Origin of the sequence: Anabaena cylindrica UHCC 0172 (genome assembly GCF_034931625.1) — a bacterium.
In the GTDB taxonomy this organism is placed as follows: domain Bacteria; phylum Cyanobacteriota; class Cyanobacteriia; order Cyanobacteriales; family Nostocaceae; genus Anabaena; species Anabaena cylindrica_A.
On sequence record NZ_JAYGGY010000119.1, the window covers coordinates 1 to 24,046 of the forward strand.

28 protein-coding genes are annotated in these 24,046 nt (G+C 38.8%); 14 read left to right on the forward strand and 14 right to left on the reverse strand.

The features are described from left to right. Nucleotides 1-8: 8 nt before the first annotated feature. Nucleotides 9-356 carry a DNA-binding protein gene (locus tag VB713_RS25860; protein WP_323314358.1) on the reverse strand — a complete coding sequence of 116 codons (348 nt, stop codon included), beginning with the start codon at nucleotides 354-356 and terminating at the stop codon, nucleotides 9-11. Nucleotides 357-694: 338 nt separating this feature from the next. Between VB713_RS25860 and VB713_RS25865 the strand changes: the two genes are divergently transcribed. Next, nucleotides 695-907, forward strand: coding sequence for a hypothetical protein (locus tag VB713_RS25865; RefSeq protein ID WP_323314359.1), 213 nt, complete (start codon nucleotides 695-697; stop codon nucleotides 905-907). Nucleotides 908-1,075: 168 nt separating this feature from the next. Further along, nucleotides 1,076-2,116 carry a pentapeptide repeat-containing protein gene (locus VB713_RS25870; RefSeq protein ID WP_323314360.1) on the forward strand — a complete coding sequence of 347 codons (1,041 nt, stop codon included), beginning with the start codon at nucleotides 1,076-1,078 and terminating at the stop codon, nucleotides 2,114-2,116. Nucleotides 2,117-2,363: 247 nt separating this feature from the next. Here the strand turns inward: VB713_RS25870 and VB713_RS25875 are convergent, their stop codons facing one another. From VB713_RS25875 to VB713_RS25915, 9 genes are all read right to left on the reverse strand, one after another. Beyond that, nucleotides 2,364-2,867, reverse strand: a complete 504-nt coding sequence (locus tag VB713_RS25875; protein WP_323314361.1) for a helix-turn-helix domain-containing protein — start codon at nucleotides 2,865-2,867, stop codon at nucleotides 2,364-2,366. A 4-nt stretch (nucleotides 2,868-2,871) separates the two neighbouring features. Further along, nucleotides 2,872-3,009 carry a hypothetical protein gene (locus VB713_RS25880; protein WP_323314362.1) on the reverse strand — a complete coding sequence of 46 codons (138 nt, stop codon included), beginning with the start codon at nucleotides 3,007-3,009 and terminating at the stop codon, nucleotides 2,872-2,874. Nucleotides 3,010-3,035: 26 nt separating this feature from the next. Next, nucleotides 3,036-3,524 carry a GIY-YIG nuclease family protein gene (locus VB713_RS25885; RefSeq protein ID WP_323314363.1) on the reverse strand — a complete coding sequence of 163 codons (489 nt, stop codon included), beginning with the start codon at nucleotides 3,522-3,524 and terminating at the stop codon, nucleotides 3,036-3,038. A 2-nt stretch (nucleotides 3,525-3,526) separates the two neighbouring features. After that, complete coding sequence (locus VB713_RS25890) at nucleotides 3,527-4,942, reverse strand: hypothetical protein (RefSeq protein ID WP_323314364.1); 1,416 nt, start codon at nucleotides 4,940-4,942, stop codon at nucleotides 3,527-3,529. A gap of 352 nt (nucleotides 4,943-5,294) precedes the next feature. Beyond that, nucleotides 5,295-5,906 carry a hypothetical protein gene (locus VB713_RS25895; protein ID WP_323314365.1) on the reverse strand — a complete coding sequence of 204 codons (612 nt, stop codon included), beginning with the start codon at nucleotides 5,904-5,906 and terminating at the stop codon, nucleotides 5,295-5,297. A gap of 117 nt (nucleotides 5,907-6,023) precedes the next feature. After that, nucleotides 6,024-6,680 (reverse strand): hypothetical protein, encoded by a 657-nt coding sequence (locus tag VB713_RS25900; protein WP_323314366.1) that lies wholly within the window; start codon nucleotides 6,678-6,680, stop codon nucleotides 6,024-6,026. A gap of 168 nt (nucleotides 6,681-6,848) precedes the next feature. Then, the gene (locus VB713_RS25905; RefSeq protein WP_323314367.1) at nucleotides 6,849-7,523 is read right to left on the reverse strand and encodes a hypothetical protein; all 675 of its coding nucleotides are present in this window, start codon (nucleotides 7,521-7,523) and stop codon (nucleotides 6,849-6,851) included. 3 nt (nucleotides 7,524-7,526) lie between these two features. Further along, nucleotides 7,527-7,961 carry a hypothetical protein gene (locus VB713_RS25910; protein WP_323314368.1) on the reverse strand — a complete coding sequence of 145 codons (435 nt, stop codon included), beginning with the start codon at nucleotides 7,959-7,961 and terminating at the stop codon, nucleotides 7,527-7,529. Between the two features lie 270 nt (nucleotides 7,962-8,231). Next, entirely contained in the window at nucleotides 8,232-8,450 is a 219-nt protein-coding gene (locus VB713_RS25915; RefSeq protein ID WP_323314369.1) for a hypothetical protein, read from the reverse strand. A gap of 144 nt (nucleotides 8,451-8,594) precedes the next feature. Here VB713_RS25915 and VB713_RS25920 point away from each other — a divergent pair, with 144 nt between their 5' ends. The 7 genes from VB713_RS25920 to VB713_RS25950 all read left to right on the forward strand — a co-directional run bounded on the left by VB713_RS25920 (nucleotide 8,595) and on the right by VB713_RS25950 (nucleotide 16,061). Beyond that, nucleotides 8,595-9,095 (forward strand): transposase, encoded by a 501-nt coding sequence (locus VB713_RS25920; RefSeq protein ID WP_323314370.1) that lies wholly within the window; start codon nucleotides 8,595-8,597, stop codon nucleotides 9,093-9,095. A 15-nt stretch (nucleotides 9,096-9,110) separates the two neighbouring features. Continuing rightward, the gene (locus VB713_RS25925; protein WP_323314371.1) at nucleotides 9,111-9,440 is read left to right on the forward strand and encodes a hypothetical protein; all 330 of its coding nucleotides are present in this window, start codon (nucleotides 9,111-9,113) and stop codon (nucleotides 9,438-9,440) included. Nucleotides 9,441-10,483: 1,043 nt separating this feature from the next. Beyond that, the gene (locus VB713_RS25930) at nucleotides 10,484-13,075 is read left to right on the forward strand and encodes a dynamin family protein (protein WP_323314372.1); all 2,592 of its coding nucleotides are present in this window, start codon (nucleotides 10,484-10,486) and stop codon (nucleotides 13,073-13,075) included. Then, on the forward strand, nucleotides 13,075-14,016 hold the full coding sequence (locus VB713_RS25935; protein WP_323314373.1) for a diguanylate cyclase regulator RdcB family protein: 942 nt from the start codon (nucleotides 13,075-13,077) through the stop codon (nucleotides 14,014-14,016). The genes VB713_RS25930 and VB713_RS25935 overlap by 1 nt, the downstream gene beginning before the upstream one ends. Continuing rightward, nucleotides 14,003-15,016, forward strand: coding sequence for a patatin-like phospholipase family protein (locus tag VB713_RS25940; protein WP_323314374.1), 1,014 nt, complete (start codon nucleotides 14,003-14,005; stop codon nucleotides 15,014-15,016). Before VB713_RS25935 ends, VB713_RS25940 begins: the two co-directional genes overlap by 14 nt. A gap of 257 nt (nucleotides 15,017-15,273) precedes the next feature. After that, nucleotides 15,274-15,834, forward strand: a complete 561-nt coding sequence (locus tag VB713_RS25945; protein ID WP_323314375.1) for a hypothetical protein — start codon at nucleotides 15,274-15,276, stop codon at nucleotides 15,832-15,834. Nucleotides 15,835-15,935: 101 nt separating this feature from the next. Continuing rightward, a complete protein-coding gene (locus VB713_RS25950) occupies nucleotides 15,936-16,061 on the forward strand; it encodes a hypothetical protein (RefSeq protein WP_323314376.1) in 126 nt (41 codons plus the stop codon). A gap of 346 nt (nucleotides 16,062-16,407) precedes the next feature. Here VB713_RS25950 and VB713_RS25955 read toward each other — a convergent pair whose 3' ends face one another. Both VB713_RS25955 and VB713_RS25960 read right to left on the reverse strand, forming a co-directional pair. Beyond that, the gene (locus VB713_RS25955) at nucleotides 16,408-16,734 is read right to left on the reverse strand and encodes a helix-turn-helix domain-containing protein (RefSeq protein WP_323314377.1); all 327 of its coding nucleotides are present in this window, start codon (nucleotides 16,732-16,734) and stop codon (nucleotides 16,408-16,410) included. Beyond that, nucleotides 16,731-17,105: a type II toxin-antitoxin system RelE/ParE family toxin gene (locus VB713_RS25960; protein ID WP_323314378.1), complete on the reverse strand. Its 375-nt coding sequence runs from the start codon at nucleotides 17,103-17,105 to the stop codon at nucleotides 16,731-16,733. The genes VB713_RS25955 and VB713_RS25960 overlap by 4 nt, the downstream gene beginning before the upstream one ends. A 338-nt stretch (nucleotides 17,106-17,443) precedes the next feature. Between VB713_RS25960 and VB713_RS25965 the strand changes: the two genes are divergently transcribed. Then, nucleotides 17,444-17,995 carry a site-specific integrase gene (locus VB713_RS25965; RefSeq protein WP_323314379.1) on the forward strand — a complete coding sequence of 184 codons (552 nt, stop codon included), beginning with the start codon at nucleotides 17,444-17,446 and terminating at the stop codon, nucleotides 17,993-17,995. 137 nt (nucleotides 17,996-18,132) lie between these two features. Here VB713_RS25965 and VB713_RS25970 read toward each other — a convergent pair whose 3' ends face one another. After that, nucleotides 18,133-18,519 (reverse strand): hypothetical protein, encoded by a 387-nt coding sequence (locus VB713_RS25970; protein WP_323314380.1) that lies wholly within the window; start codon nucleotides 18,517-18,519, stop codon nucleotides 18,133-18,135. 154 nt (nucleotides 18,520-18,673) lie between these two features. Between VB713_RS25970 and VB713_RS25975 the strand changes: the two genes are divergently transcribed. Next, a complete protein-coding gene (locus tag VB713_RS25975; protein WP_323314381.1) occupies nucleotides 18,674-20,110 on the forward strand; it encodes an ATP-binding protein in 1,437 nt (478 codons plus the stop codon). Next, the gene (locus tag VB713_RS25980; protein WP_323314382.1) at nucleotides 20,103-21,377 is read left to right on the forward strand and encodes a tetratricopeptide repeat protein; all 1,275 of its coding nucleotides are present in this window, start codon (nucleotides 20,103-20,105) and stop codon (nucleotides 21,375-21,377) included. The genes VB713_RS25975 and VB713_RS25980 overlap by 8 nt, the downstream gene beginning before the upstream one ends. A gap of 245 nt (nucleotides 21,378-21,622) precedes the next feature. On the opposite strand, the gene VB713_RS25985 is transcribed toward VB713_RS25980, so the two are convergent. After that, on the reverse strand, nucleotides 21,623-21,838 hold the full coding sequence (locus VB713_RS25985; RefSeq protein ID WP_323314383.1) for a hypothetical protein: 216 nt from the start codon (nucleotides 21,836-21,838) through the stop codon (nucleotides 21,623-21,625). Nucleotides 21,839-21,992: 154 nt separating this feature from the next. On the opposite strand from VB713_RS25985, the gene VB713_RS25990 reads away from it, so the two are divergent. Then, nucleotides 21,993-22,763: a ParA family protein gene (locus VB713_RS25990; protein WP_272056145.1), complete on the forward strand. Its 771-nt coding sequence runs from the start codon at nucleotides 21,993-21,995 to the stop codon at nucleotides 22,761-22,763. Next, entirely contained in the window at nucleotides 22,763-23,881 is a 1,119-nt protein-coding gene (locus tag VB713_RS25995; RefSeq protein ID WP_323314384.1) for a ParB/RepB/Spo0J family partition protein, read from the forward strand. Before VB713_RS25990 ends, VB713_RS25995 begins: the two co-directional genes overlap by 1 nt. The last annotated feature ends 165 nt before the right edge of the window (nucleotides 23,882-24,046 follow it).

A 24,046-nucleotide genomic window follows, 5' to 3' on the forward strand; every position in this document is an offset into this window, starting at 1 on the left:
GCGAGTAGCTAAAAGCACATTTTTTCCCCGACTTCACAAAATCGCGTTGCTCCCTGTGCCGTTATGGTTTCGCCACCCAAGCTATCGGTAATTTCAGATTCATGACTCAACACAAGATTAGATTCTGTACTTGCTTCTGTACTTTCGTTTTCTATGCCTATGCTATTGGGACTATCAAGTTGTACAGATTTGAGTTTTTTCCACTCAGTCACAAGAGGAGAAATTGTACTATAACTACCACCGCCTAGAAGTTCGCGTACTTTCTCACGGGTAATTTTTTCGTCTTTATTATATAGATTTTCACAAATTTTGAAAACCTTTGTTTTCAAATCTTCATGTTGTTCCATTGTGTCCATAAGTTATTTTAAAAAGTTTGTACGATTGTACAATAATATATTAATTTCTATATCAGTAATAGTACAGAAAATCTGCATAATAAAAGCGACGCTGTACACGCCGTATTAAATTCTTAAGGGAAAAATATACTAAAACTTTGGAGATTATAATATTTCCTAAATACAGAAATTATTTATGTCTCAGAAACTATAATTGTGTTGCTTTTTATGTCTCAAAATACAATTCGGTCAAAGTCTAAAGAATAATGAAACGTTATCTTAGAAAATTTACCGCTTCTCAGTTAGAAAAATCCTAATCCTCCTTTTCGAGGAGACATACAAAAAAACCTAGGTAAGTTATGGACGATGATACTCAAGAACTAATCGCAATTCAGCAAGAACTCCAACGTATTAATGAACGTCTACGAAAGATTTTTGGGCAAACTCATCCCCAATTTGACAGCGTGTTTGAAGACCTTGGCGCGGCTGGATATTATCTTCGTGAGGCTGGCTATTGTCTAGAATCAGTTCTCAAAACTGTGCAAGGTAATGGAGAAGATGAAGTTGAATAAATCCAACGCCTACTACTAGAACCTCAGCAATTCCAATAACATTTTTTCCCAAAATCTGGAATCGTGGATACCAAATCTGTATAACAAACAGTGTAAATAAAGACACCTTTTAAAACTGGAACCAGCAGAATGACAAGAAAGCAAACCAAACGGAGAGTTTTACAATCCTTGCTATGGGAAACCTTTCGAGAGGAATGGGGTATTTGGTTTGTGATTGCCATTCTTCTTCTGATGACGTTGCTATTCTCTAATCAACTTTCAACTTGGTTAGAAAAAACAGCCTTTATAAAGGTTCTTGACTCTCTCAGTAAGCTCGGTTTGCTAGTTGCTATCATTGCTTTTTTAAGAGAAATTCCGAAGTGGGAAGAGAGAGCAGCAGAGGAAGCAAAGCGGAGACAGTTTGAGTATTGGAAAACAATTGACGCAGCAAACGCAGCGAGAGAATTTTCACCTGATGGGCGTTTTACGAGCTATGCCTTGAAAATAGCACTTGAGAGTTTAGCGCAAGAGCATGACTGGATAGGCAATCCAATTAAGATACAAAATATCGATCTTTCAGGGGTAAACTTAGAAGATGGACTCGAACTGCCCAAAGCAAATTTGAGTCTCTGTAAATTTAGATATGCCAATCTTAGCGCAGCGGATTTTAGCCAAACTATCCTACACAGAACGAATTTTGCAAGGGCAAGATTGTTTGGAACAAACTTCTATGGTGCTGACTTTGGGACTGCTCAAACAAGAACCATTTTTAAGCAGGCTTTATATGATAGGAATACCAGATTTCCAGAAGGCTTTTCACCTGAACAGGCAGGAGCATTTAGGATAGCCCCTGAAGCTTTTCTCAAAAACGCTTCCCTGACCAAAGCACTTCTATGGGACGCTGACCTTAAGAAAGCTAATTTAGAGTTAGCTGATCTTGAAGGAGCGATCCTTGATGGAGCAAATTGTAGAGAGGCTAATCTCCAAAAAGCTAATCTTCAAAAAGCTAATGCTAAAAACGTTGATTTTCAAGGAGCTAATCTTTCCTTCGCTGACTTACGGGCAGCCAATCTTTTTGATGCAGTTTTCGACAACGCAAATATTCAGGGGGCAATTTTTCAAGGTGCAGAATACATGAATGTAAAAGAAATTAAATCTGCACAAAACTGGGAACTGGCTATATACGATGATAATTTTCGTCAAGAGTTAGGTTTACCGTCAGATATCTAAAGATGTCTAAGAGTGGATAAAACTTACCCAGCCAAATGTTAACGCAGATGAAACACCCTGGGTAGTCAAAGGGGTAAAAGAATGGGGGGTAGGTAGTGGTAAATATGAGATTTCACTACATATTTACCACTACCCTCGTTTTTACTATTCCCCCTTTTCGAGGGTTTGTACAAAAAACCCCAATCACTATAGGGAAGATTATCAAAGTAGTTTTCGTGAGTGCAGCGCCTACAAATTACAATTCTACTCATGACATCACCTCATTAATATAAGCTTCTAAGTTTACCCGTTGAACACGCCACGATTTACCAATTTTTTTACCTAGTAATTGACCAGAAGCGATCGCACTCCTGATCATTTCCCTTGGGAATCCGGTTAGTTGATGACACTCATCAATAGTCAATACCAGTTTCTCATTAGGCTTTAGTTGGTTGCCATTTAGCAGTAGTTCCACCATTGCAGACAATCTGCTAATATCGTCAACTCCGACAATGCCGACAGGCTCATCCTCTAATATCGCCAGCCCTGACTGCTCTACCGTCGTGGTTTGTCGTGGTTCTTCATAGACTTCAAAGGCTGGCCTTATAGCTTCCCCTTCATTCTTAAATCGTTCCAGTTCTGGTTGGTCAAATATGGCTATGCTGCGGGTTTTGCCTTTTTCATATCGGCACGAAATCTTACCAGCCTTTACATATCTTTCTATAGCACGTTCACTACATCCCAAAAATTCTGCTGCTTCTTTTTTGTTCATATCTCTATACAATCCTAAGAGTTACTGCTACTGCTTCAACAGCGATGCGAAAATTTATGCTTTCACCTTCTTGGAGGTAAATTTTAATAGCTTTTAAAGCTAACTGTTCTGCTTTCTGTTTTTCCAATTCTTGCTCATTCATGCCTTGTTCTGTTTAAACCCCGACACCTATTTTATCATTGTCGTGTTTTGCTGTCGTGGTTTTATTGTCGGAGTTTGTCGAGGTTTGGTAAAGTTTGATAAGGAAATTAAAGCTAAAATCACCACTATCAAAATACCAAAGGGGTAAAAGTTGAGTTTTTTCGACTTTTGATAATTATGCAGTTCAATATTTAGTAGCCAAAAATCTATAGGATAAAGATCAAACCATTCTTTTGATTTAAGTAATTTTACGTTACGCCTTTTAAATCGCTGATGTAATTTTGTTTCTAAATCTGCCATATCTTCTACATAAACAGTTTTAAGTAGCTTGATATCACAAGGAGGCTGATTTTCATGAAAATTCTGCAATCTTAATTGAGGATTTTTACTTAATCCAATTTTGCATCTTCTTAAATAACAACCAGGTAAAATACCATGATATCCTACTGCTTCCATTAGATAAATGTAGCCTGGTTTATGATCATTTTTTTGTGTGTATCGAATTGGTTTATACATAATTAATTATCAAAATCAATAGGTTCACCGTTGAAGTGCTGATAAATTCTTAGGGGATGAAGCCAGGATGGGAGCGATCGCTCTACATCCTCTAAGTTGTTACCCTTTTCATCAACTAAGCCATAGCGAATTACTACCCTATCAAGGGGTGTTGCACCATTGGCGCTGAATTTTTGAATTAAAATCATTCCTGCTTTACGAGTGTCAGATGTACCCGGTGCAAATGATTCGTTGGTGTCATTGTGTGTAATGCCAAGTAGGAATGATTTAGCTTTTCTAGTATCTGTTAGAGATAACTTAAAAAATGTATCTGCGATTTCCCCTGCCAAGCCTCTCAAATGCGTAAATTCATCAATAACAGTCTGAGTTTTATTAGTTGGCTTCTGTTTAATTCTATTTAACCAATATTCTCCAGCATTCCGCATAGCACTGTATATATCTGCCTCAGTCTCAGCTATGTTTTCAGATTTTAAAAATTTCCATACATCAGCATTATCACCTGTAGCGTGACGGTCAATTAAATAGTAAATAGGAGCATCAAGGCAGTATTTTCTGATGAGTGCGATCGCTGCTGCTGTATATGTCTTGCCACTACCTTGATTACCGATTAACCATAGAGGTTTCAAGCTACTAATTATCTTCCACAGATAACCGTCCTCATGACCCTTTAAAGCATCAATCAGAACTGTTTTTAATTCTTCATCAGCAGTAGGTGTTTTAGCATCACTAACGGGTTTATTTAGTTTGTCCAGTTTGCGTTTTATTTCGGCTGTTTCTAATTCGTTTTTAGCTGTTTCTTTGTCTAATTCACTAACCTGTAATTGGTGTGATTTTATAGATAAAGTGCCTTGCAATTGTCCGTTGAGGTGGTCTAGTTGTACTTCTCCCTCTGATTTCATAGCTTGTATAGTTTCTTGGGTGTGACGGGCTATAGCTTGTTTGGTAATCTCGCTTTGACTTTGTTTACTAAACCCAAATAAATCTATGTGTGTTTGTTCTAATAAGTCATTCTCCAGTGCCTTGATTTTAAGTAATTTGAATTGAGAATGAATAGCTTTCTCTTGGTTGTCTGTCAGTGCCTTTGAGATACCATAAGCAGTTAATAGTAACAGGGAACTAGTAACACCAAAAACAACTGCTTTATCATCTTCTGGTGGTAAAACCTTCACTACTTTGATGGAATTATCAAATAACTGGTTACGTCGTTCACGGTCAATCAGGTAGCTGATACCACGCTTGATACTGCTGCCTCTACATTCAGTCTTAGTGTTGCAGAATAATGTTTCAGTATGTTTGATAGAATCATTAAACATGGGTACAGCAGCACTAAAACCACAGGTTAATAAAACACCTACTAAGATTGTGCTAGACCGTCGTTGTTTAGTTAGTTGGGTGTTAAAACTTTGTATTTCTTGCATCGTCATTTATCAATAAAAAATTAATAATCAAAGCCAGCATGATCATCCACATAATTATGAAAATAGGGATTAGGAACAACCCATAAATTACATAAATAATTCCTCTGGATTCGTCCAATTTTTTGGCCGTGTGAACGAAAATTAATAAAACAGCAAAGCCAGCTTTCTGCAAAATATTCATTACCTACCTCCAAAAAACCTGTAAATGTATTCACCTACTCCTGAGTTTTGTAACCAAGTTAGTAAGGAATTTATATTAAGAATAATGTCAATAAAACCTTGAGCCAAATAATTTATAGCAATAGCTGACACTAGACCAGACAACCACACCTGTAAACATCCCCAATTACCTCTAATCCTCATTTTCTTGATTCCCGTTATTAGTAGTAGTATTAGAAACTTTTTTAAATAGTCCTAGCAGTGCGATGCCTGCGGCGAGCGTAGCTATCGCTGATAACCCAATCAATAAACTAAAACCCATATTGGGAAGTTGCCAGCTAAGACCCTCAGATGATCTAATTTCTTGGTAAGTTTGTGCGATCGCTGTTTGGGTGCTAACGACCTCAGCAGTAATTTTAGAAGTGCCAGAGAAACTTACAGCAGCACCTATGGCTAATTTGACAATGCCTATTAATGGTTTTTGACCTAAGCTAAATTCCCAACGTTCGCTAGATAAAGAGAAGTTGAAACTATCCCCCACATCCACTAATCCAGGTAATAAGCTAACTACTGCTGATGCAACTTGAATAATTGATAATGTGACCTGTAGGTTAAACAGCAACCAACTGAGGCTACAAGACGATATTTGACAAGCTAAAAATAATAAACCGGAGTCAATACGCTTTCGAGTTTGAATATCAGCATAAAGTTTTGATTCAATATGGTTTAAATATCTTGCAGTTTCCTGGTTAATCTGTTGGGAATCATCACTATCTAGAACTGATAGCTTGCGTGGCGTAGCCATATCTAGCTCCGGTGGTTGATGAGGTGCTAACATATAACATAGTAATTAAGTGATATTTCGACCTGTGGGTTATCCCCTATCAACTGCTAATTGATGGGGGATAAATTTAATTACGGTTTAAAAACCGAGTGCTGCTTTCAGTTCTAATAATTTGGCTTTAAAGCCACCGTTATAATGCTTTTCAGGTATCAAGTCATATCTAGCCTGATCACCACTGCTCAAAGCTTCATTTATTAGCTTAGTTTGGCGTTGTTCATCAGCAGTCAACTGTTTTACTTCCGGTCTATTTGACTGTTCTAATAAAGCTGTTTGTTGGTCTACTGCTGTGAAGTGAGCGTCAACATAGCCTTTCATTTGTCCGTAATTTAATTGATATTCATGCCTGACGTTTTCAGCATTTTTGTCAAACAAGAATTGTTGAGCAAGTTCTTTGCGTTCGTGACCATATTTAGTGTTAGCTAGGGTGGTTTTACCAACTGCTTTATCAATAGCTATTCCTGATTTACCTGCTTGGGTTAAGATGTCAGCAATGGCTTGGTTATATGCTTCAGTCCCCTGCATAATTTCTACATAAGCCTGTGCAAATTTAGGGGCAAATTCGCTGTTAAATCTTCCTTGACGGGCTAGTTCTCCAACCTTTTGAGCAGTGGTAATATCACCACTCATTATTTTCTCAAAATCATCTAAACTGACTCCAAATTTAGTTTTTAAAGCTTGTCCTAAGCGTTTACCCTTTTTGGTTACGTGGTTCTTTAGTTTGGTTGGTTGGTTCATCGTGTTACATCCAGGTATGAGTTAGGGTCAATAAAATATCTATGGCTTGGTTTAACGACCCTGGTGTTAAAGCGTATTGAATCGAATAGAACTAAACCGGATACCAGGGTAATTATTAGCAGTAGGGTAGAAGCAACGGTAACAGGATTAAAACTAATCTTTAAGCTGTTATCCGGCTTTGATAGCTGGTATTGCAAAGGCTTTAAGTGCTGTCCTGACGTTGCTTTTAAAGTCTTTGTTTGCGTCCTGGATATCGCTGTTTATGCTTTTCAATCCATCTGTTAGCAGTTGGGAGTTTTCAGAATTTTTATGTTGAACAGTTCGGCGAACTGATGAAACCATCTGGTTAATTTTTTGCTGACTAATCATAGCTTTATGCTCTACAAATGCCATGATTGCCGATTCAATAGCGTCTATGTCCTGTTCTAGTGAATCAGTGCTAGTCCCTATATTTTCAGCTATTAAAGATATCTCCCCAACGTCTAATACAATGCCCAAGCTGTGAGCAGTGCTGCTGACTAATTCTGATTTGGTGGCAGTGGCTAAAGCTGTGTCATTCTCAGTATCTAAAGCAGCTTCATTTGTGTGTAATTCACTGCTATCTATATCTACATCTTCACTGGTTAATGTTTCCTCTACTTCTGTGGTCACGTCGTCACTAACTACTGTTAATTTGGTGGCATTAGATAGGAAGTATTCAATAACGTTATTTTCCTCTTCTTTGGTGATGTTTTCAATATTCACTGAATTACTTCTGAGATAATCTTTAATGTCTCCTGATGTAGCTATTACCCCTTTACGTTTCAGGCTTGATTGAACTCGTTTTGCAACTGTGGTTAACATGATTTAGGCTACCTTTGATAGTTGGTTAGATTGGAGTTTTGACTTATAAATTAGTGCGATCGCTACTATTGGTAAAACAGTTTGTTTGCTGTAAAAACCTTTAGATTTAAAACCTCCACAGGATTTAAACCATCTAGATACTGTTGATTGATTGGGGTTAATTTCTAGTTTGTTAAGCAAACCTAGATACTGTTCCCCTGTTATTCCCTCACCAATAGCGGGTAGCATCTGCTTACCTAATTCTGTTAGCTCATCCTTAATTTCGTGGTACTTAGAGAAGTATCGAGGCGATACGTTCCTAAGATTTATTAACACTTCAAACCCTTGTTTATCCGTTGGTAGCTGACAATCTGCCATGAGCTTTTTAGTTTTCCACCAATGGGTGTCACTGCACCTTTTACCTAGCAGGGTTTCATAAATAACTCTTGTTTGCTCCATAAAATGCAGTACCGAGAATTTGCATATATAGCGTGAAAAATATTCGCATCCCGCTTATCAGAAATGTTCATCCTGCATATTTGGGGTGAATTTTTATGCACTATAAGCATTTATGCGTTATCGAGTAGCCTAGATTTATGCTGAAAATTTGCATCAAGTAGCTGTTACAAAGCTTGTGGAGTTGCAAGGAGTTTGCATAATCTATTCACTAATCAAATTAAAGCCCCCTACGAATGAGGAGGCAATGATTAAAATCTATAAGGGTTAAATTTAGAAAGTCATTGGTGGTGGTGGTTCAATCCCTGCTTCTTTTAAAGTTTTCAGCAGCTGCACAACTCTAACAGCTAATTCTCTGGGAGTTGCCTTATTCGTGTTCCACTGGGAAACCACTCTGGGACTAGTCCCCAAAGCGATCGCAGCTTGAGCTTGACTTGGATAGGAAGCGATCGCATTCAAAACGTAATCGCGTTTTTGTTCTTCTGCACTCATAATGGTTGTACCTGCTGTAGTCCTATAGCTATGCCTACGGTGGGTATTCCCTGGTGTGCCAGCACCGGGGTATTTTTTTAGGATATACCAAAATTATAGAATAGTGATGTAAATTTATAGAAGATTGAAATACAGGTAGAACAAATGGCGCAACAGTACGCTATCACCTACTACTATGTAACTCCAGAAGATGATGAGAAAATGACAACTTTTGGAGATGTTTCGGGTGATTCATTAAAAACCCTTGTAACGCAATACATCAGAGGATGGATCGGGCGTAACAGAGATTATTATCTAGACTTGGCTAAACGAGACGCACAAGCTAGAGAATTATCATCTGAGCAATGGGTGGAAATAATGCTTAACCAGGGAGTTGAGGGATTGCCAGATTATCAGCATCCGATAGAAGTCCCAGACAGTCCATTGAAAAATATTGTTTTACCTACATCTGGGTTACTTAAACATCAACTTAATTACATTCTGCTGACAGAGCAAAACTTGGCTTTATTGCGGATAGGAATCTTCTATGACCGTGATAGCGCCATTGGCTTTGTTTCCCGCATTATTAGGGAGCAGTTACAGCGCAACTGGGAAAAACTCTACTTACCTCAAGTAGAAGCAAATCAAACTAAAGTCTGGTTTTAAATAAGGAGAAAAACAATGGTGCAAGCAGTATCTACAGAATTAACCCTGGAACGAGTTAACCAAGCTATTACAGCAATTCTTGATGTGTTGGGAACTCCCTCAACTGATCTACACACCAAGGCTTTGACGGCTTTTCAAAGTGGTGATCATCAAGCTGTAAAACGGCTGGCATCCACTAATTTATCTGATTATTACGTTAAGTCATTAGGTTACTTGGGTGGGGCGTTGAAGCTAACCCCTAACACCGATACAATTCTGGCTGAGTCTGCACGAGCAGCAGCCGATTTCGCTAAGGAAAAGGCATTGAATCAGTTAGGTGATGCTATAGCTCAAGCTCTAAACTAAGTTTCCCTCAAGAATTAAATAATCTTGTTTAAGATAGCGATCGCTCCTCAATACCACAAGCGATCGCTTATAGGGTTTCATCCCCTAAGAATTTACGAAGATACGGATTAACACTGAAAACTCGACAATACCGACAGGCTGATTATCGAATATTAACATCCCTGACTGGTCTATCGTCGTAGTTTGTCGGGGTTCATTTAGTCTTAAATTTTTTAACTCCGACAACTGTTTTTTATGTCGGCGATTACTCTCCCCGAAGAAACATTTCTGTTCCTTTACACATCCATTAAGGGACTTGCAATTTAATAATGTACCAATCATTTATGACTTTTCTCTTTTATATCAATTATCCGACTGGTATTTTATTTTCACGCTAGTCCCTAAGAATGCGATAAGTAGTCGTGCAAAATAAATTTTATATTTTGGAGAGGGAACAGGGAACGGGGAACAGGTAAGGAATACAGAGATTTTTGTTTGTTCCAAAAATGTTAAATTAATTTTGCTCAGGTACTTAGCCTTCCTCAGACGCTTCTGTTTATCCCGTGGTAAGTTATCTTCTAACCTATCTCACTCCAGTTTTTGTAGTCTTTTAGGTATTGAGCCGAGACACGTATAAAAACCAGTAAGCAGACTGGAAATGCCTGCTGTGTCTAGGTTTTATCAATTTTTACCCCTATCCTAATTACGTGTAATCTCTGTCAGCCGAAAAGCAGATAAAGGGTTTTAGCATAGCCTTACTAGGCTAATTACTATACCTTTACATAAGCTTTGTAGTGTGCCAGTTTTCTCAGTAGTACATACAGTATCACTTTATTAGCTGGTATTACATACTTGAAACCCATGACTTTTAACTTCTACAAAGAATCTTTATACAATCTCTGTAGTATACCAGTCTATAAAGTGATACATCGTACACTCAGCTTTCGATTTTTAACTTCTAATATATATATTAAATCAGTAAGTGTAGTATAAGGTTGGCTACTGAGGTTTTTGTATAAACACTGATTGTGCGTTTTCATCTTAATTAAGTCAGGTAAATGCGTATGTATTCCGATCTCATCGAAGCTACCCGCAATGAAGTTTTACGATTGATTGATAAACAGAGTGAAATGTTAGATGGATTACTTACTATACCTAATTTATTACTAAAAAGTAGTGGAGATAGACAACAGGGAATAGACAGCCAAACAGTGAAAAATTGGCAGAATGTTCTTGCTAATGAGAAGAAAAAAGTCGAGAACCTAGAAATGGTTCTTGCGGTTGTGGGGATAATGAAGGCAGGTAAGTCAACAACAATAAATGCAATCAGTGGATCTGAAATTTTGCCCAATCGCAATCAACCTATGACAACTTTGCCAACTTTAATACGTCATTCCAAAGGCAAAAAAGATCCTGTTCTCACCTTCGTAAAACGTCAACCTGTTGAAGAAATGGTAAATGAGGTCAAAAAGAAACTCAAGGAGTTAAAGCAGGCTGGCAACTTAGATTTGGTCAATTTTAATAACGAGAAAGACGGTCAAGGTTTGATTAATAACATCCTAAATAGTAATTATGGATATTTTAAAGAGCGTTACGAAGGTCAAAAGCAGATATTTGAGTTTTTACAAAAACTAAATGATTTAGTACGGTTGGCTCAAGACCCATACATTGATATTGAATTTCCAATTGAAGAGTATGAGGATCTAAATGACTTGCCATTTATTGAAGTTGAGTTCATTCATCTTGCAAATTTGCAAGAAGTTAATAGAGGAACTATTTCCTTGTTAGATACACCAGGTCCTAATGAATATGGTCAGGGAGATAAGCTACGCAAGATTTTGGATGCCCAAATAGTTAGAGCATCAGCAGTATTAATGATCGTAGACTACAACAATCTCAAAAGTGAAGCCGAAGGAGAGATTCGTGATCGATTAGAAGGACAAACCGGACTAATTGCAGATCGTCTTTTCACAATCGTGAACAAGTTCGATCAGAAAGATACTAACAGTATGAATGAAAATGAAGTTAAGCAATATGTTGCAAACACTCTCATGCAACGTAAAATTTTTCAAGAAAGAGTATATCCCGCATCTGCTCGTAATGGATATCTTGCCAATCGCGCAAAACAGGAAATTGATAAAAATGGCAACTTGCCTGATAACGATGAAAATGGCTGGGTTGATGATTTTGGTAAGATAGCGTTTGGAAATTTTTGGGATGTTGTCAAAGGCAACAAAGATCAAAATATAGAAATGATCAAATCCATGATTCCAATAGTTTGGGAAAAAAGCAGATTTGAGACACCACTTAAAGAAGCAATCGTTAAGGCATCTGGGACAGCTACTTTAGTCAGTATGCAATCTGCGACTGCAAAAATGTTGGATTTAGGTAATCGTTTGGATAATTTTCTGGAAGTTAGTCGTGGTACTTTTACAAAGACTGTACAAGAAATTCGTGAGATAGTTAATGAGTTAGAGAAGGATGTTAAAAAAGTTGAGGAGGCTGAAAATCAGGCAGAAGATGAGCTTTTGCAGCAGCTAGACCATTTTTTAGATTTTACTCAAACTTTATACAACAATACTAAGCAAGAACTTGGTGAAATTCTAAAAAATTTCTTTAAGTATGGAAAACTCCAAGAAGAAATTGAATACCTTCAAAAACAAGAAGAAATAGCAACATCTAATACATCAGTCTTAGAAAAAATATATTTTGCTCCTTCGCTTTTCATTGCTAATGTTGTTGTTAATTTGGGTACAAAAGGTTTTAAAAATTTATTGCTTCCAAAAGATTTTAAAAATTTATTTTCAGATTTACAAAATTTATTTTCACAAGATGAATATAAAGTTAGACGGCGTACAAATTTTGAGTTTGATCCTAGTAATCCCAGGATTACATTTTACTCGGAAAAAGAAGCAGGATATTTCATAGAAAAAATAAATCGAGAGATTAACTTATTTACAAATGATGCTGAACAGAAGCTTGAAAGTGCTATGAAAATTTTATCTAAACACTTAGAACAGAAAATTCGTGATGTCTTAGTGAGAAATGTTGGAGAAATTCTAGATGAGGCAAGGCAGAAGTTAAAGCATGATGGTTTTTCAGTGAATTTCCTTGTCCCAGAACCCGACACAGAAAATAATAGAATTGATTTTAGTTCTTTGGTGTTAGAAAGTATTGAAAATATAACTAACAAAACAGAGGATTCTAAACTTATAGAAAAAAAGGGTTTTTGGGTGGGAAAAGTTGGCCGTGGTGCAAGCACAGTAGTTAAGTGGGGAACTCTCTGGTTATGGCAACCTAAATGGGGATATGAGAAAGTATCAATTAAAAATACCGAAACTTTGTATGTTGTGGATATACAAAAACTTGAGAAAAGTGTGCTGGAAAATTTGGAGAGTACAGTATTCAATTTGGGATCTAATAATCAGAATTTTTTTGAATCTGCTATGAAGCCGATAATTGATAATTATTTTGATGGCTTGAAGAATTATCTAAAAGAATTCCGAGGTACTATGATAGACAGTATAAATAATCATCGTTTAGATGAAAAATCTATACAAGAGTTGATGCAGCAAATTATTGATATGAAAAAAAAGGTAATTTTTCATAATAAGGACGTAGAAGGTATTGAAAAGGGACTGAAGGAACTAAAATAATGAATGAATCTTTCCAAATCACGACAGATAATAATGCAATTCTGGATAAATTAACACAGGACCATCCCCAACTTAGTGAGAAGGCAATTGTTGATTACATTAATGGGTTAGAGGTAATTAATGACCAAATTAGCTTCAATAAACAGATTATTAACAGTGATTCCTTCTTAAATAAACTTCTGGATTCCATTACAGGTAAAAGTCAACAACGCCAACTGATAATCAACCAAAATGTTGCAACTTCTTTGGAGGTAATTTCTGTTTGGCTTCAAGAAGTGGAGTGTTATAGAATTGACAATGACATAGTGATAACTCGCCTCACAAATAAACTTAGTGAAACCCGTCAAGGTGTAATGCGTTTAAAAGGAAGAGTTAGTGAAATTGATGATCGTCTTGTACAACTACAAAATAAAATAAATCTTGAGTTTACTAAGTTAAACGAGAGAGTTCATCGGACAGAGGCAAAAATCCACGTAGATTTAGTGTTCACCAAATGGAAGAAAGAACTATGGCTCAATTATCCCCCTATTGTGAGTTTGTATTTATCAATTGACGAACTATTTTGGGGAGACTTTGGCACATACTGTCGTCATTCTGCCGATTCCAAAAAAGTAAATGAAATGAGAGAATATTTACGCGATGGAGTGTTAGAACTTATAGAAGATAAAATAGGCATAAAGCAACATGAACTATTCGATTTATCTGAATTATTAAACCCTATTTGTAACTTACAAAATGAGGAACGTGAAATGCTTTTATATCTTTGTGATTGGTCAGATTTCAAGACCGCACCAGTTACTTGGTCTATTCAAAGTTATGCGTCTAGTTACACTCCTCCTCATGTACATAAGGAGATTCCTAAAGTTTTAAATTCCAACCGACTTTGTGATCGCCTAATAGATGAGCAGAATGAGAGAGCAAAATTTAATGATAACCACTAAAAAACAGCGAGTGGGCTTAGTTTTATCTGGCGGTGGTTCTAGAGGTGCTTATCATATTGGAGTGATCCAATATTTAGCTAAACATAATATTAAAATTGATGCTGTTTCTGGTGCAAGTATTGGCGCATTAAATGGCGCATTTATAGCAGCAGAGGCTAATCTCAAAATTGCTGCTGAACGCCTTAAAGAAATTTGGAATGTACTTAGCGAAGATAGTCCCAGCAAGCTGGGAATAGATGTTTCTACTTTCCTTGCTCTAAAGTTCCTTAGTGAGCTTATGACAGCATCAGGTAGTGAACCATTGAGAGAAGTTATTAATTTATTTAACTTGCCATCTGAGAAACTTGGTCTTCTTGATCAAGAGTACATTAATAAACTATTGGCAAAACATATTAGTCCTGAAAAACTGAGAGTGGGTTTACCTTTATATGTATCTGTGTATAGAAGTAAAGGTGCTTTGAATGATATAAAATCTGTTATTCTAGCTGCTATGAATCTGAAAAATACACCATCCTCAGAGTTTCTTCATGTCCAATCAATAGAGCAAACAAAGCAGCGTGATATAATTCTTGCCTCAGCAGCACTTCCCCTAATATTTGAAGCAAAACATGGTTTTGCTGATGGAGGTATGGGTAGCTTTATAGATTCTCAAGGTAATACACCTGCGTATCCTCTGGTTAACCAGGAGTCTTGTTCTCACATTATTGTTACTCATTTAGATAATGGTAGTCTTTGGGATCGCTATAAATGTAACTCGTCAAATGCAGTTCTTTTAGAAATTCGTCCAAAAGAATCCATGAATCGGCAGGGATGGAAGGATTTAATTAACTTTAATGGCAACAGTATTAAGTCTTGGATTGACCAAGGCTATGAAGATGCTGAAAGATGCTTAAAAAAAGTAGGTGATCATATCATATTTCATTGTGTGGCTCAAGAGACACAAGAAGAGAAAAGACGAGTTTTAGAAAGACTAGATAATGATAATTTCCAGATTTATTAAAGTGGGTAAGCTGCTGAGTATTGGCATCACCGTAGTCGGGTAGCAGGGGGAAGAAAAGTCGCTTTGATTTGGTGAACTGGGATCATCTTTTTTGTGGAGTTCTCTTATTCTAATTTTAGATACCTACAGCGATCGCTCACCGCACAGTGAGGTTATAAATGTGGATCAATCAAAGCGCCCTAACGATTGCGCTACATACAATTCTTAGGGGAAATTTACCATTCAGTTTACAATATTCGATATCAACCCCAGATATCATGACTGCCAACAAGACCCCACCCAGTGAAATGATCCGCGTGCCTACTGTACTAATCCCTATAGTACGCCATTTAGCAAAAATCCACCGCGACGGTCACACAACAGCGTTATTGCAAGCCTTACAGGAAGTGATTACACAGTTTGATAGCAGCATGAAACTGGAAGCAACCACCGAATTACAGCAGGTGGAGGAGAAACTCTTAGAACTGGAAACGCACCTTTCCCAGCAAGATCAACTGGTGGCCACTAAACTGGAAACTCTTGGTAAACAGTTGGAGAAAATAGAACGGGCGCTTGCTTCTGGTAAATATGGTGGTGGTAACAATAGACCCCGGCGTTCAGGATATGCCTATCAGTATCAACAACAACCAGTAGAAATAGAATCATTTGCTCAAGAGAATTTAGCGCAGAGATTGGGCGTTACTCCCCAAAGTATAATGACAGAACGGGAAACCAAGAGTGAGCAGGAATTTATCAGCTGGTCGAGGAATCGTGACCCAAGTGGGTTGGGGTGGAAATTTCATCCTCAAGACGGATTATATTATCCGGTAAGGCAATAGGAAGCTCATTTCAAAGCCAAAAAAGCTAAACAGGTGACAACCAAACTCAAGAAACAAACCAAATCTCAACCCTAATCATCCGCACAATTAGCATTATAATAATGCCCAACTTATACATTATCGGCGGCGCAAACGGTTCTGGTAAAACTACCGCAGCCCTGCAAATCCTTCCCTACTTCCTAGAAGTATTTGAATATGTCAACGCTGATGAAATAGGGGTTCAATGAGCAGTGAAGCAGAAAGTTACGTTAAGGAATTGATCACCTGCTTTCAACATCCTGATCATGAGGAAGAAGCCTGTACCAATTGAAGGGTCTGAAATATATGAGTCTGAAACCCTTGCTGTGCCGTACTCGTTTGCCGTACCAAATAGAGTTAAGATTCATTGGTACTTTGAACAGGGCGCTGGACACAATGATTGAGATGCAAAAAAGTGATTTGCAGAATGCTTGTCCAGTAAGACTTTCAGCCTTAGCGTAACTTTCTGTACGGTTGCTCATTTAGCCCCTGGTATTGGAAATCGCCTTTTTATGTACCGTAAGAATTAAGAAATTTTTAGGCTTTTATCCTGCCTTATAGCGATATCACCGTTTCAGCAGACTGGCCCAGCGCGTGACGAGAGCGAAGATGTAAGGTAATTTCCGTATCGAGTCGCTTGAGGAAAATGAGCAGTTTGCCCTCGCTGAACCGTTGAAACTCTCCTTTCATGAGATGAGATACTTCTGGCTGGGGAATACCAAGAAGTTCGCTGATTTCGCGCTGTTTCAGGTGGCGTTGTTTCAAAAGGCGCAGTACCTGAATCCCTATCTTGCCCCGCGTAAAAAGTTCATCCGCATCTGACAAACCGAGGTCAGCGAATACATTACCACTGCTTTCTTCAAAAACGGGTTCCTGTGTCATTGTTGTTTCTCCCTTGCCACTGCGTCCTTATAGCGTTGTTTAATCAGGTCAACATCAGCCTGTGGGGTTTTAATTCCCTGCTTTGATTTCTTCTGAAAAGCGTGCAGGACATAGATTTTCTCTCCAATCTTTACCGCATAGACTGCCCTGTAAGTATCGGTATCGTAACGTTTGACGATTTCATACACGCCACTTCCAACCCCTTTAAAAGGCTTGGCATCCATTGGTGTTTCCCCAGCTTGCACCAATTGCAGTGCATAGCCTACTGATGCACGCACGAATTCAGGAAATGAACGGATATTTTTGAGAGAATCTCCCATCCAAACCAGAGGTCGTAAAGGAATTTCTATAATATCCTCATCATTGTCCATCTTATATGAAATTTCCTATAAAACCAGTTAGACAATAGCATGAAATGTCCCCCGCGCGACCTCAGAGGTAAGTTTTATGTCCAGTTGATTTCGGTATAGACATAGTATAGACGTAAGTGCAAAAGCAGTTGGCGGATCATACCTGTAGTTGGTCATCTCGCTGCAATCATAAGCAAGTTTTATCAGTCAACGAAAGAATGCGGGTTGTAGCGGTTTTGATTGATAAGTTGGATTTGATGGGTTGATATCGCTTTCAGGGTCACAACGAAGGTACAATACTTTTAGTCCCTCGTTACACGATTTAGGAATAACGTGTACCCCCCCAGAAGGTAGTCAAGATGAAGGTTAGCGGCAACGGACAAGGCAAAATATTAAGCCAAGAGGAGTTGAGGCGATTATTCACTGAAGGGCTGCTTACCCCACGCGATCGCGCGCTGTTTGGCATCTGCTTGTTCACTGGTTGTCGCGTGTCAGAAGCTTTGGCTCTCAAGATGACTGATATCAAATCTGGAACCATTACTTTCCGCAAGTCTACCACCAAAGGTAAGCACAAAACTCGGATTGTAGACATCCCTCCAGGGTTAGCAGCAATACTGGCGGAGTATCAGCCCCCAGGGGAGATGATGTTTCCCGGTCTGCGCGGTGTGACTGAACGGTTGACTCGGTTTATGGCTGATAAGATTTTACGGGCTGCTTGCAACCGGATTGGGGTGGAGGGAGTTAGTACCCATTCGTTTAGGCGAACGGCTCTCACCCAGATGTCCAGCGCTGGGATACCTTTGAGGACTATTCAAGAAATCTCTGGTCACAGTGACCTGGGGACTTTGCAGCGTTATCTGGAGGTTACGCCAGAGCAGAAGCGAAAGGCTGTTTCTGTGATTGGGTTTTAGTTTCTGGTCGGGTTATATGGCTTTCACTACATCTATAGGATGCCTAAGTCAGGAGGGTGACTTCCTGACTTAGGCATCCAGCTACCCAATTACTACTAACCAGAAGTTAGGAATTGAAGTAAGAAATTCCTTCACTCCTATTGGTCTGGCTTCTCATTCTTGGCTCGTTCTAACTCAAACTTTAATTTGAGTGCTGAACTATCATTACCATCATCTTTATTGCTAAGGCTATTATTTGCACTACCCCAACGAACTGCTATGAACAAGGTACTAACAGCACCGAGAATTAAAACAACTGCAAAAGCTGTTGCAAGAATTATGGATGTAGGATTAGTTCCATTTTGGATCAGTAGATTCGGGTCAATAAGCTGTTCCGGCTTTGCAGTTTGAGTAGTCTTAGGTTGGTCTTGGAGTAGCTTGCTGCCCAAAAACTTTACTGTTATTGCTGGGGAGGTGGCAGTTTGCTGCGAATGTTCTGGTTTTGCTTCCTGGTCTCTAAAATTAGAAATTAATTGTATTGTCATTTGGCTGCTCCTACCAAACCTCACTGGGTATTGTTTTGGGACGGTAAATTTCTCATTAAATTGAAGTATAATCTAAATGTTCAGTTTTAGTTCACTTTTGGCTCACATTTTTTTTAAGCTAAACCAAAACTGGTTAGCAGCTTAAACAGGAGATATGGCAGGTACTTTACGGGCATCTAAACAAGGATTAGAACTCATTGATCAAGTAAGAAGAGCAAGAGGTTGGTCAGCACAATCTAGTACTTGGGCTGAAGCATCTCAAGTTTCCCTATCCACTCTCAAGCGATTTTTGCGAAAAACTCCTATTGCGAAACACAGCTTTGTTGCTATTTGTCAAGCAGTTGGAATTGAGAACTGGGAAGAAATCGCTGACCTTCCATTACTATCTAATTTCAATAGCGAGATTATATCTCCTGTTACTCCTTCCTTTTTCAGTTATGATCCAAATTGGGTAGGGCGCGATTCTCTATTAACTAATTTGCAAAAACGAGTTGAGAGTTCATGCCGCTTGCTTATCTTGACTGGAATTGGCGGAATCGGTAAAACTGCACTGGCAGAGAGGCTAGCAGTTGAGTTGCAATCAAACTGGTTGGGAGGAGATTGGTCGAAGTTCATTCAAGAAAATTTTGATGATCAGGAGCAACCCACTGACTTTGATGCTGTAGCATCTCGTTTATTAGAAAAATGTGGGCAAGCAGTTACTCCAGAGGAGTCTAAAGATTCTCAGCGATTGCTTCATCGATTTGTTAAGCATTTAGAAGAGAATCGTTATTTGTTAGTCATAGATTCTCTAGAGAATATTTTGAAAGGGAATGAGGATCAAGGGTGGAGTGAATTTGCAGATGCAAGATTTGTACAACTTTTTAGTAGAATTCTCTCTGCTACATCATTTCAGAGTCTTATTATTCTCACATCACAAGATATACCTGCCCAAATTTTAGAACTGGGTACACGGTATCAAAATTTTTGGTATAGCCAACAATTAACAGGACTCTCTAACCAAGAACAATTAGCTTTATTTGACAAAACAGGACTAGGTAATAAGCTTGAAGCATCTAGCATACCTTACTTAGCTAGAATCGGGGCAGCATATGAAGGTCATCCTTTGGCATTAAGAATAATTATTGGAGAAATTAAAGGTTCCCCTTTTAATGGCAACGTGATAGCCTACTGGAATAAGTACGGTAGTGAGATTGAAGAGGTTGAGAAAGTAATCTTTGAAGCTCAAAAAGGCAAAATAACTGGCGAAGATCAGTGGAAGTTAGATCGTTTTACCCTTAGTCTTCAACGAAATGTCCGATTGCGTCTAAAAAAATCTTTTGCTCGGCTTGAAAAAAACAACAAATACTCCTACATCTTGTTGTGTGAGACATCAGTATATCGTTGTCCAGTTCCAGAGGCTTTTTGGTTAAGTCATCTAGAAGATTGGGATTGTAATAGAGAAGACCAAATTGCAGCATTGGAAGCATTAAAGGAACGATATTTGGTAGAGGAGATTATTGATAACAACCAATATCTTCTGAGGCAACATAACTTAATTCGTAGTGTATCGCTGGAACATTTAACGGACTTTAGTAAGGATAGTGAATGATTTAACACTATCGAACAAATCAGTTTTGGCAGAACTTGAAATTGATAAGTCTGCCATAAAATTGATTTACCCCCGTTGGAAACGAAGTCATTATAGGGCTGTAGTAAACTGGCTTGAGAAGTATAAATTCTCTGAGAATGCTTCTAATCTAGAAAAAGTTTATGGTTATTTAGAAGCGTTTTATCATCTTTGTGAAGTTCAAGATTTGCAGGCTGCAACAAAAATCCCATTTATACGGTTAAATACACCAACACAAGATGAATTACATATTCAGCTTTATATTTGGGGGTATTATCAAGTGCAAATCCAGATGGAAGAAAAACTTCTAGAAATCTTTCATGTAGTAGGAGATGTTTATAGAGAAGTTAGTACATTAGGCTGGCTCGGTACTGTACACCAGAGTATAGGTAATTACTCTAAAGCACTTGAGTATCATCAAAAAAGTTTATCTATCGCTCGTGAAATTGGTGATTGCGATGGAGAAAATATAGCACTGACTAACTTAGGAGTTGTTAATTTGTCTATTGGTCATTACCAACAGGCAATTAGATTATATGAACAAGCACTAAAACTTGCTCGTGAGGCTAATAGTCACATTAGAGAAGGCAGCATTTTAGGGAGTTTAGGATTTGCATATAGTTCTCTAGGAGAATATGAACAAGCAATTACTTTGTATGAGCAACACCTTAGAATCGCTCGTAAAGTTGGTGACCGTTTTATGGAAGCTAGGGAGCTTAGTAATCTGGGTTCTGCCTATATGTATCTTGGTAATTATTCTCAAGCAACTGACTATCTTCAAAAAGCATTAAACATAAGTCTTGAGATTGGTGATCGATTTGGCGAAGGATCTACTACAGGTAGTTTAGGAATTGTTTATCACCTTTTAGGCAATCATGTTACAGCTATTCAATATCATGAAAGACATTTAAATATTGCTCGTGAAATTGGTAGTTATCAGGAGGAAGGACTAGCTCTAGAACATCTTGGTAAGGTTTTCCTCAAACTTAAATATTACCAAAAAGCTCATGAGGTTTTATCGGAAGCTTTAAAAATCAGCGAAAAAACAGGTTCTCAACCAAGAAGAGTATCAATTCTTGGAAAACTTGCAGAGTTATATTACTTAACAGGTGAATTTGAACTAGCACAGAAGCATTTTAATCAAGCACTCTCAGTTGCAACTGATTTAGGAATTCCACTAACAGAAGAATTAAAAGGGATTTTGGAACAGTCGGAAGCTGGTACTGAAAGTAGCGTAACGCTCAAATAACCTAGTGGAATGCTTATTTTAGCAATAACTTATTGGTTACTGCTCAAGGTGCGACCTCTCAACTAGGGTATTTGTAGCGACCAGCAATGCTAATCGCTCAGACCTGCAATCAGGTCATTTCTCAGCCCGGATTATTTGCAACTGAACCTTAATCCTGGCTGAAGCGTAATTATAGTTGCATTTTATCCTGGTTTGCTCAGGTCATGATTGCAGGTTTGGGCGTTTATAATTGCAGGTCACAACACTTAATCGCCATAAAGTTCATCGTCTAAGTTGGCAGCTAGGGAGCCGTGAGATACTGCACCGATAAAGTTTGCCAGAGGGTAGCTACTGGAAATGAGTGGGTTTGTTTCTAGTGATTTCTGCGTATGAGCAAGCTGTTTAACATACCGCAACACGTCTACAAGGTGCTGCTCTGACAGTTGTTCAATCGCTTCAAAAATGGCTTGTTTGGTTGTCATAGCAATGACTTAATGTCGCTTGATTCTATCAAGTCTACTACTGAAATTGCTGTCTTAGCTAGAACTTCTCCTCATCTGATACACTTCAATAAACTGGAAACAAAAACCAAGCTGATTGACCCAACGTCAACGTATCTTCTAGGAACCAAAGCCAGTGTCAACATCTGACTCTCCATGCCGCATTATTGCCCTGTTTAATCAGGCGGGTGGTGTCGCCAAATCGACACTGACCCAAAACTTGGGATACCACCTCGCACAACGAGAACACCGCGTCCTCCTCATCGACATCGACCCCCAAGCCAGCTTAACCAAATTCATGGGGGTAGTGCCATCTCAATTACAAAAAACCATTGCTGATGCCATTATCGATGAGCAGCCCTTACCAATTCATGAGGGCATTCACGGTATGGACTTGGTTCCAGCTAACCGAGTCCTGAGTGGAGCCGAAATGCAGCTAGTCAGTGCAGCTATGCGCGACTTGCGCCTCAAGGAAGCCATTGAACCAGTTTTAGATGAATACGACTTTATCCTTATAGACTGTCCCCCCAGTTTAGGATTACTTTCTTATATCTCCCTAGTTGCTGCCACACACGTTCTCGTCCCCATTGAAACCCATCTCAAAGCTTTCGAGGGAACCGATGAATTATTGCAAACTATCACCCACGTAAAAAATAAAGCCAACCGCAAAATTCAAATAGCTGGGTTTATTCCTACGCGGTATGCTCAACAGAATTCAGCCGATAAACGCGCATTAGCAGCTATCCAAACACAACTATTAGCTTGGGGTCGGATATTTCCCCCCATTCCCAGAGCTACGGCTTTTGTTGATGCTACAGAAGAACGTGCGCCCCTAGCAGTGTTTGACCCTAAACATTCTATAGTCGCTATCCTTAAAGAAATTGCTTTGGCTTTGGAGGCTTTGTGATTAGACGTAAGCAAACTGAAAAACCCTTTGGGGGTCAAATTACCACCCCACCCCCAGCACCTTGGTTAGACTCACCGGAGGAAAATACAGCAGGTGCTACTGAAACTACTATCAAGCTCAAAGATATTCGTCTGCCAGAGCAGCAACCCAGGCGATACTTTGACCCACAAGCATTAAAAGAATTAGTCTCGTCAGTTAAACAGCATGGCATTCTCCAACCTCTGCTGGTGCGTCCAGTGGCGGAAGGTCAATACGAATTGGTGGCAGGAGAACGACGCTATCGGGCAGCTACAGAGGTAGGACTAGAAAATGTGCCTGTGGTTGTGCGTGAGCTAACTGATGACCAAGCGTTTCAGTTGGCTTTGATAGAAAACCTGCAACGAGAAGACTTGAATCCTGTTGAGGAAACAGAAGGGATTTTGTACCTATTGGCTATCCGGCTAAAGTGTGATGTGGAATCTGTAAAATCCTTGCTGTATCAGATGAAGAACGCCCAAAACAAAGGGGAACAGCACTCAAAAGATTCATTAAATGAATCTAGGAGAAACGTTTCTCCTAACTTAGATCATGAAGCAGAATCTGGGGAAAACGTTTCTTCTAAAGGAGATGAGGAGACGGAATCTAAAAGCAACATTTCTCCTAACTCAGATGTGTCAAAAAAATCTAGGAGAAACGTTTCTCCTAAAGGAGATGATGAACAATTTTCTACGGTAAAAGAGGTGTTTGAAAGCCTGGGAATGATGAATTGGCTATCGTTCACCACCAAGCGTTTACCTTTGCTCAATCTGCCCTCTGAGATTTTAATAGCACTGCGCTCTGGTCAGTTGGAATACACCAAAGCCCAAGCCCTGGCACGAGTAAAAGATGATGAACTGCGAAAACAACTTTTATCGGAGGCGATAGCTAAGGACTGGTCTTTAAGCCAAATCAAGGAACAAATACCAGCCAGCACTTCGGCTGAATCACCCGCCTCATCTAAAGCATCTAACCAAATACCGGAACAACTCAAAAATATCACCCAGCGCATTAAGAAGCGTCAGCTTTGGAAAGAACCTCGCAAGCAAAAACAGCTAGTAAACCTTTTAAACAAACTGGAAGCGTTACTGGGTGATGAGTAATTTGGCAGAAATTGCTTTTGTTTAGCATGAGTTGCTGTGTTATCAGGGGGGAGAAACGGAGATGGCAGAAAGGTTACAGATTCGAGAATTACTCAATGCTTGGTTAGATTCTGGAGTTTAGACTAAGGCACGACAAAATGACCCAGAAGGACTGAGTTTACAAAT

Coding starts and splice junctions, on each gene's coding strand:
- VB713_RS25860 (WP_323314358.1), bottom strand. CDS start 356: ATGGACACAATGGAACAACATGAAGATTTGAAAACAAAGGTTTTCAAA.
- VB713_RS25865 (WP_323314359.1), top strand. CDS start 695: ATGGACGATGATACTCAAGAACTAATCGCAATTCAGCAAGAACTCCAA.
- VB713_RS25875 (WP_323314361.1), bottom strand. CDS start 2,867: ATGAACAAAAAAGAAGCAGCAGAATTTTTGGGATGTAGTGAACGTGCT.
- VB713_RS25880 (WP_323314362.1), bottom strand. CDS start 3,009: ATGAATGAGCAAGAATTGGAAAAACAGAAAGCAGAACAGTTAGCTTTA.
- VB713_RS25885 (WP_323314363.1), bottom strand. CDS start 3,524: ATGTATAAACCAATTCGATACACACAAAAAAATGATCATAAACCAGGC.
- VB713_RS25890 (WP_323314364.1), bottom strand. CDS start 4,942: ATGCAAGAAATACAAAGTTTTAACACCCAACTAACTAAACAACGACGG.
- VB713_RS25895 (WP_323314365.1), bottom strand. CDS start 5,906: ATGGCTACGCCACGCAAGCTATCAGTTCTAGATAGTGATGATTCCCAA.
- VB713_RS25900 (WP_323314366.1), bottom strand. CDS start 6,680: ATGAACCAACCAACCAAACTAAAGAACCACGTAACCAAAAAGGGTAAA.
- VB713_RS25905 (WP_323314367.1), bottom strand. CDS start 7,523: ATGTTAACCACAGTTGCAAAACGAGTTCAATCAAGCCTGAAACGTAAA.
- VB713_RS25910 (WP_323314368.1), bottom strand. CDS start 7,961: ATGGAGCAAACAAGAGTTATTTATGAAACCCTGCTAGGTAAAAGGTGC.
- VB713_RS25915 (WP_323314369.1), bottom strand. CDS start 8,450: ATGAGTGCAGAAGAACAAAAACGCGATTACGTTTTGAATGCGATCGCT.
- VB713_RS25920 (WP_323314370.1), top strand. CDS start 8,595: ATGGCGCAACAGTACGCTATCACCTACTACTATGTAACTCCAGAAGAT.
- VB713_RS25925 (WP_323314371.1), top strand. CDS start 9,111: ATGGTGCAAGCAGTATCTACAGAATTAACCCTGGAACGAGTTAACCAA.
- VB713_RS25930 (WP_323314372.1), top strand. CDS start 10,484: ATGTATTCCGATCTCATCGAAGCTACCCGCAATGAAGTTTTACGATTG.
- VB713_RS25935 (WP_323314373.1), top strand. CDS start 13,075: ATGAATGAATCTTTCCAAATCACGACAGATAATAATGCAATTCTGGAT.
- VB713_RS25940 (WP_323314374.1), top strand. CDS start 14,003: ATGATAACCACTAAAAAACAGCGAGTGGGCTTAGTTTTATCTGGCGGT.
- VB713_RS25945 (WP_323314375.1), top strand. CDS start 15,274: ATGACTGCCAACAAGACCCCACCCAGTGAAATGATCCGCGTGCCTACT.
- VB713_RS25950 (WP_323314376.1), top strand. CDS start 15,936: ATGCCCAACTTATACATTATCGGCGGCGCAAACGGTTCTGGTAAAACT.
- VB713_RS25955 (WP_323314377.1), bottom strand. CDS start 16,734: ATGACACAGGAACCCGTTTTTGAAGAAAGCAGTGGTAATGTATTCGCT.
- VB713_RS25960 (WP_323314378.1), bottom strand. CDS start 17,105: ATGGACAATGATGAGGATATTATAGAAATTCCTTTACGACCTCTGGTT.
- VB713_RS25965 (WP_323314379.1), top strand. CDS start 17,444: ATGAAGGTTAGCGGCAACGGACAAGGCAAAATATTAAGCCAAGAGGAG.
- VB713_RS25970 (WP_323314380.1), bottom strand. CDS start 18,519: ATGACAATACAATTAATTTCTAATTTTAGAGACCAGGAAGCAAAACCA.
- VB713_RS25975 (WP_323314381.1), top strand. CDS start 18,674: ATGGCAGGTACTTTACGGGCATCTAAACAAGGATTAGAACTCATTGAT.
- VB713_RS25985 (WP_323314383.1), bottom strand. CDS start 21,838: ATGACAACCAAACAAGCCATTTTTGAAGCGATTGAACAACTGTCAGAG.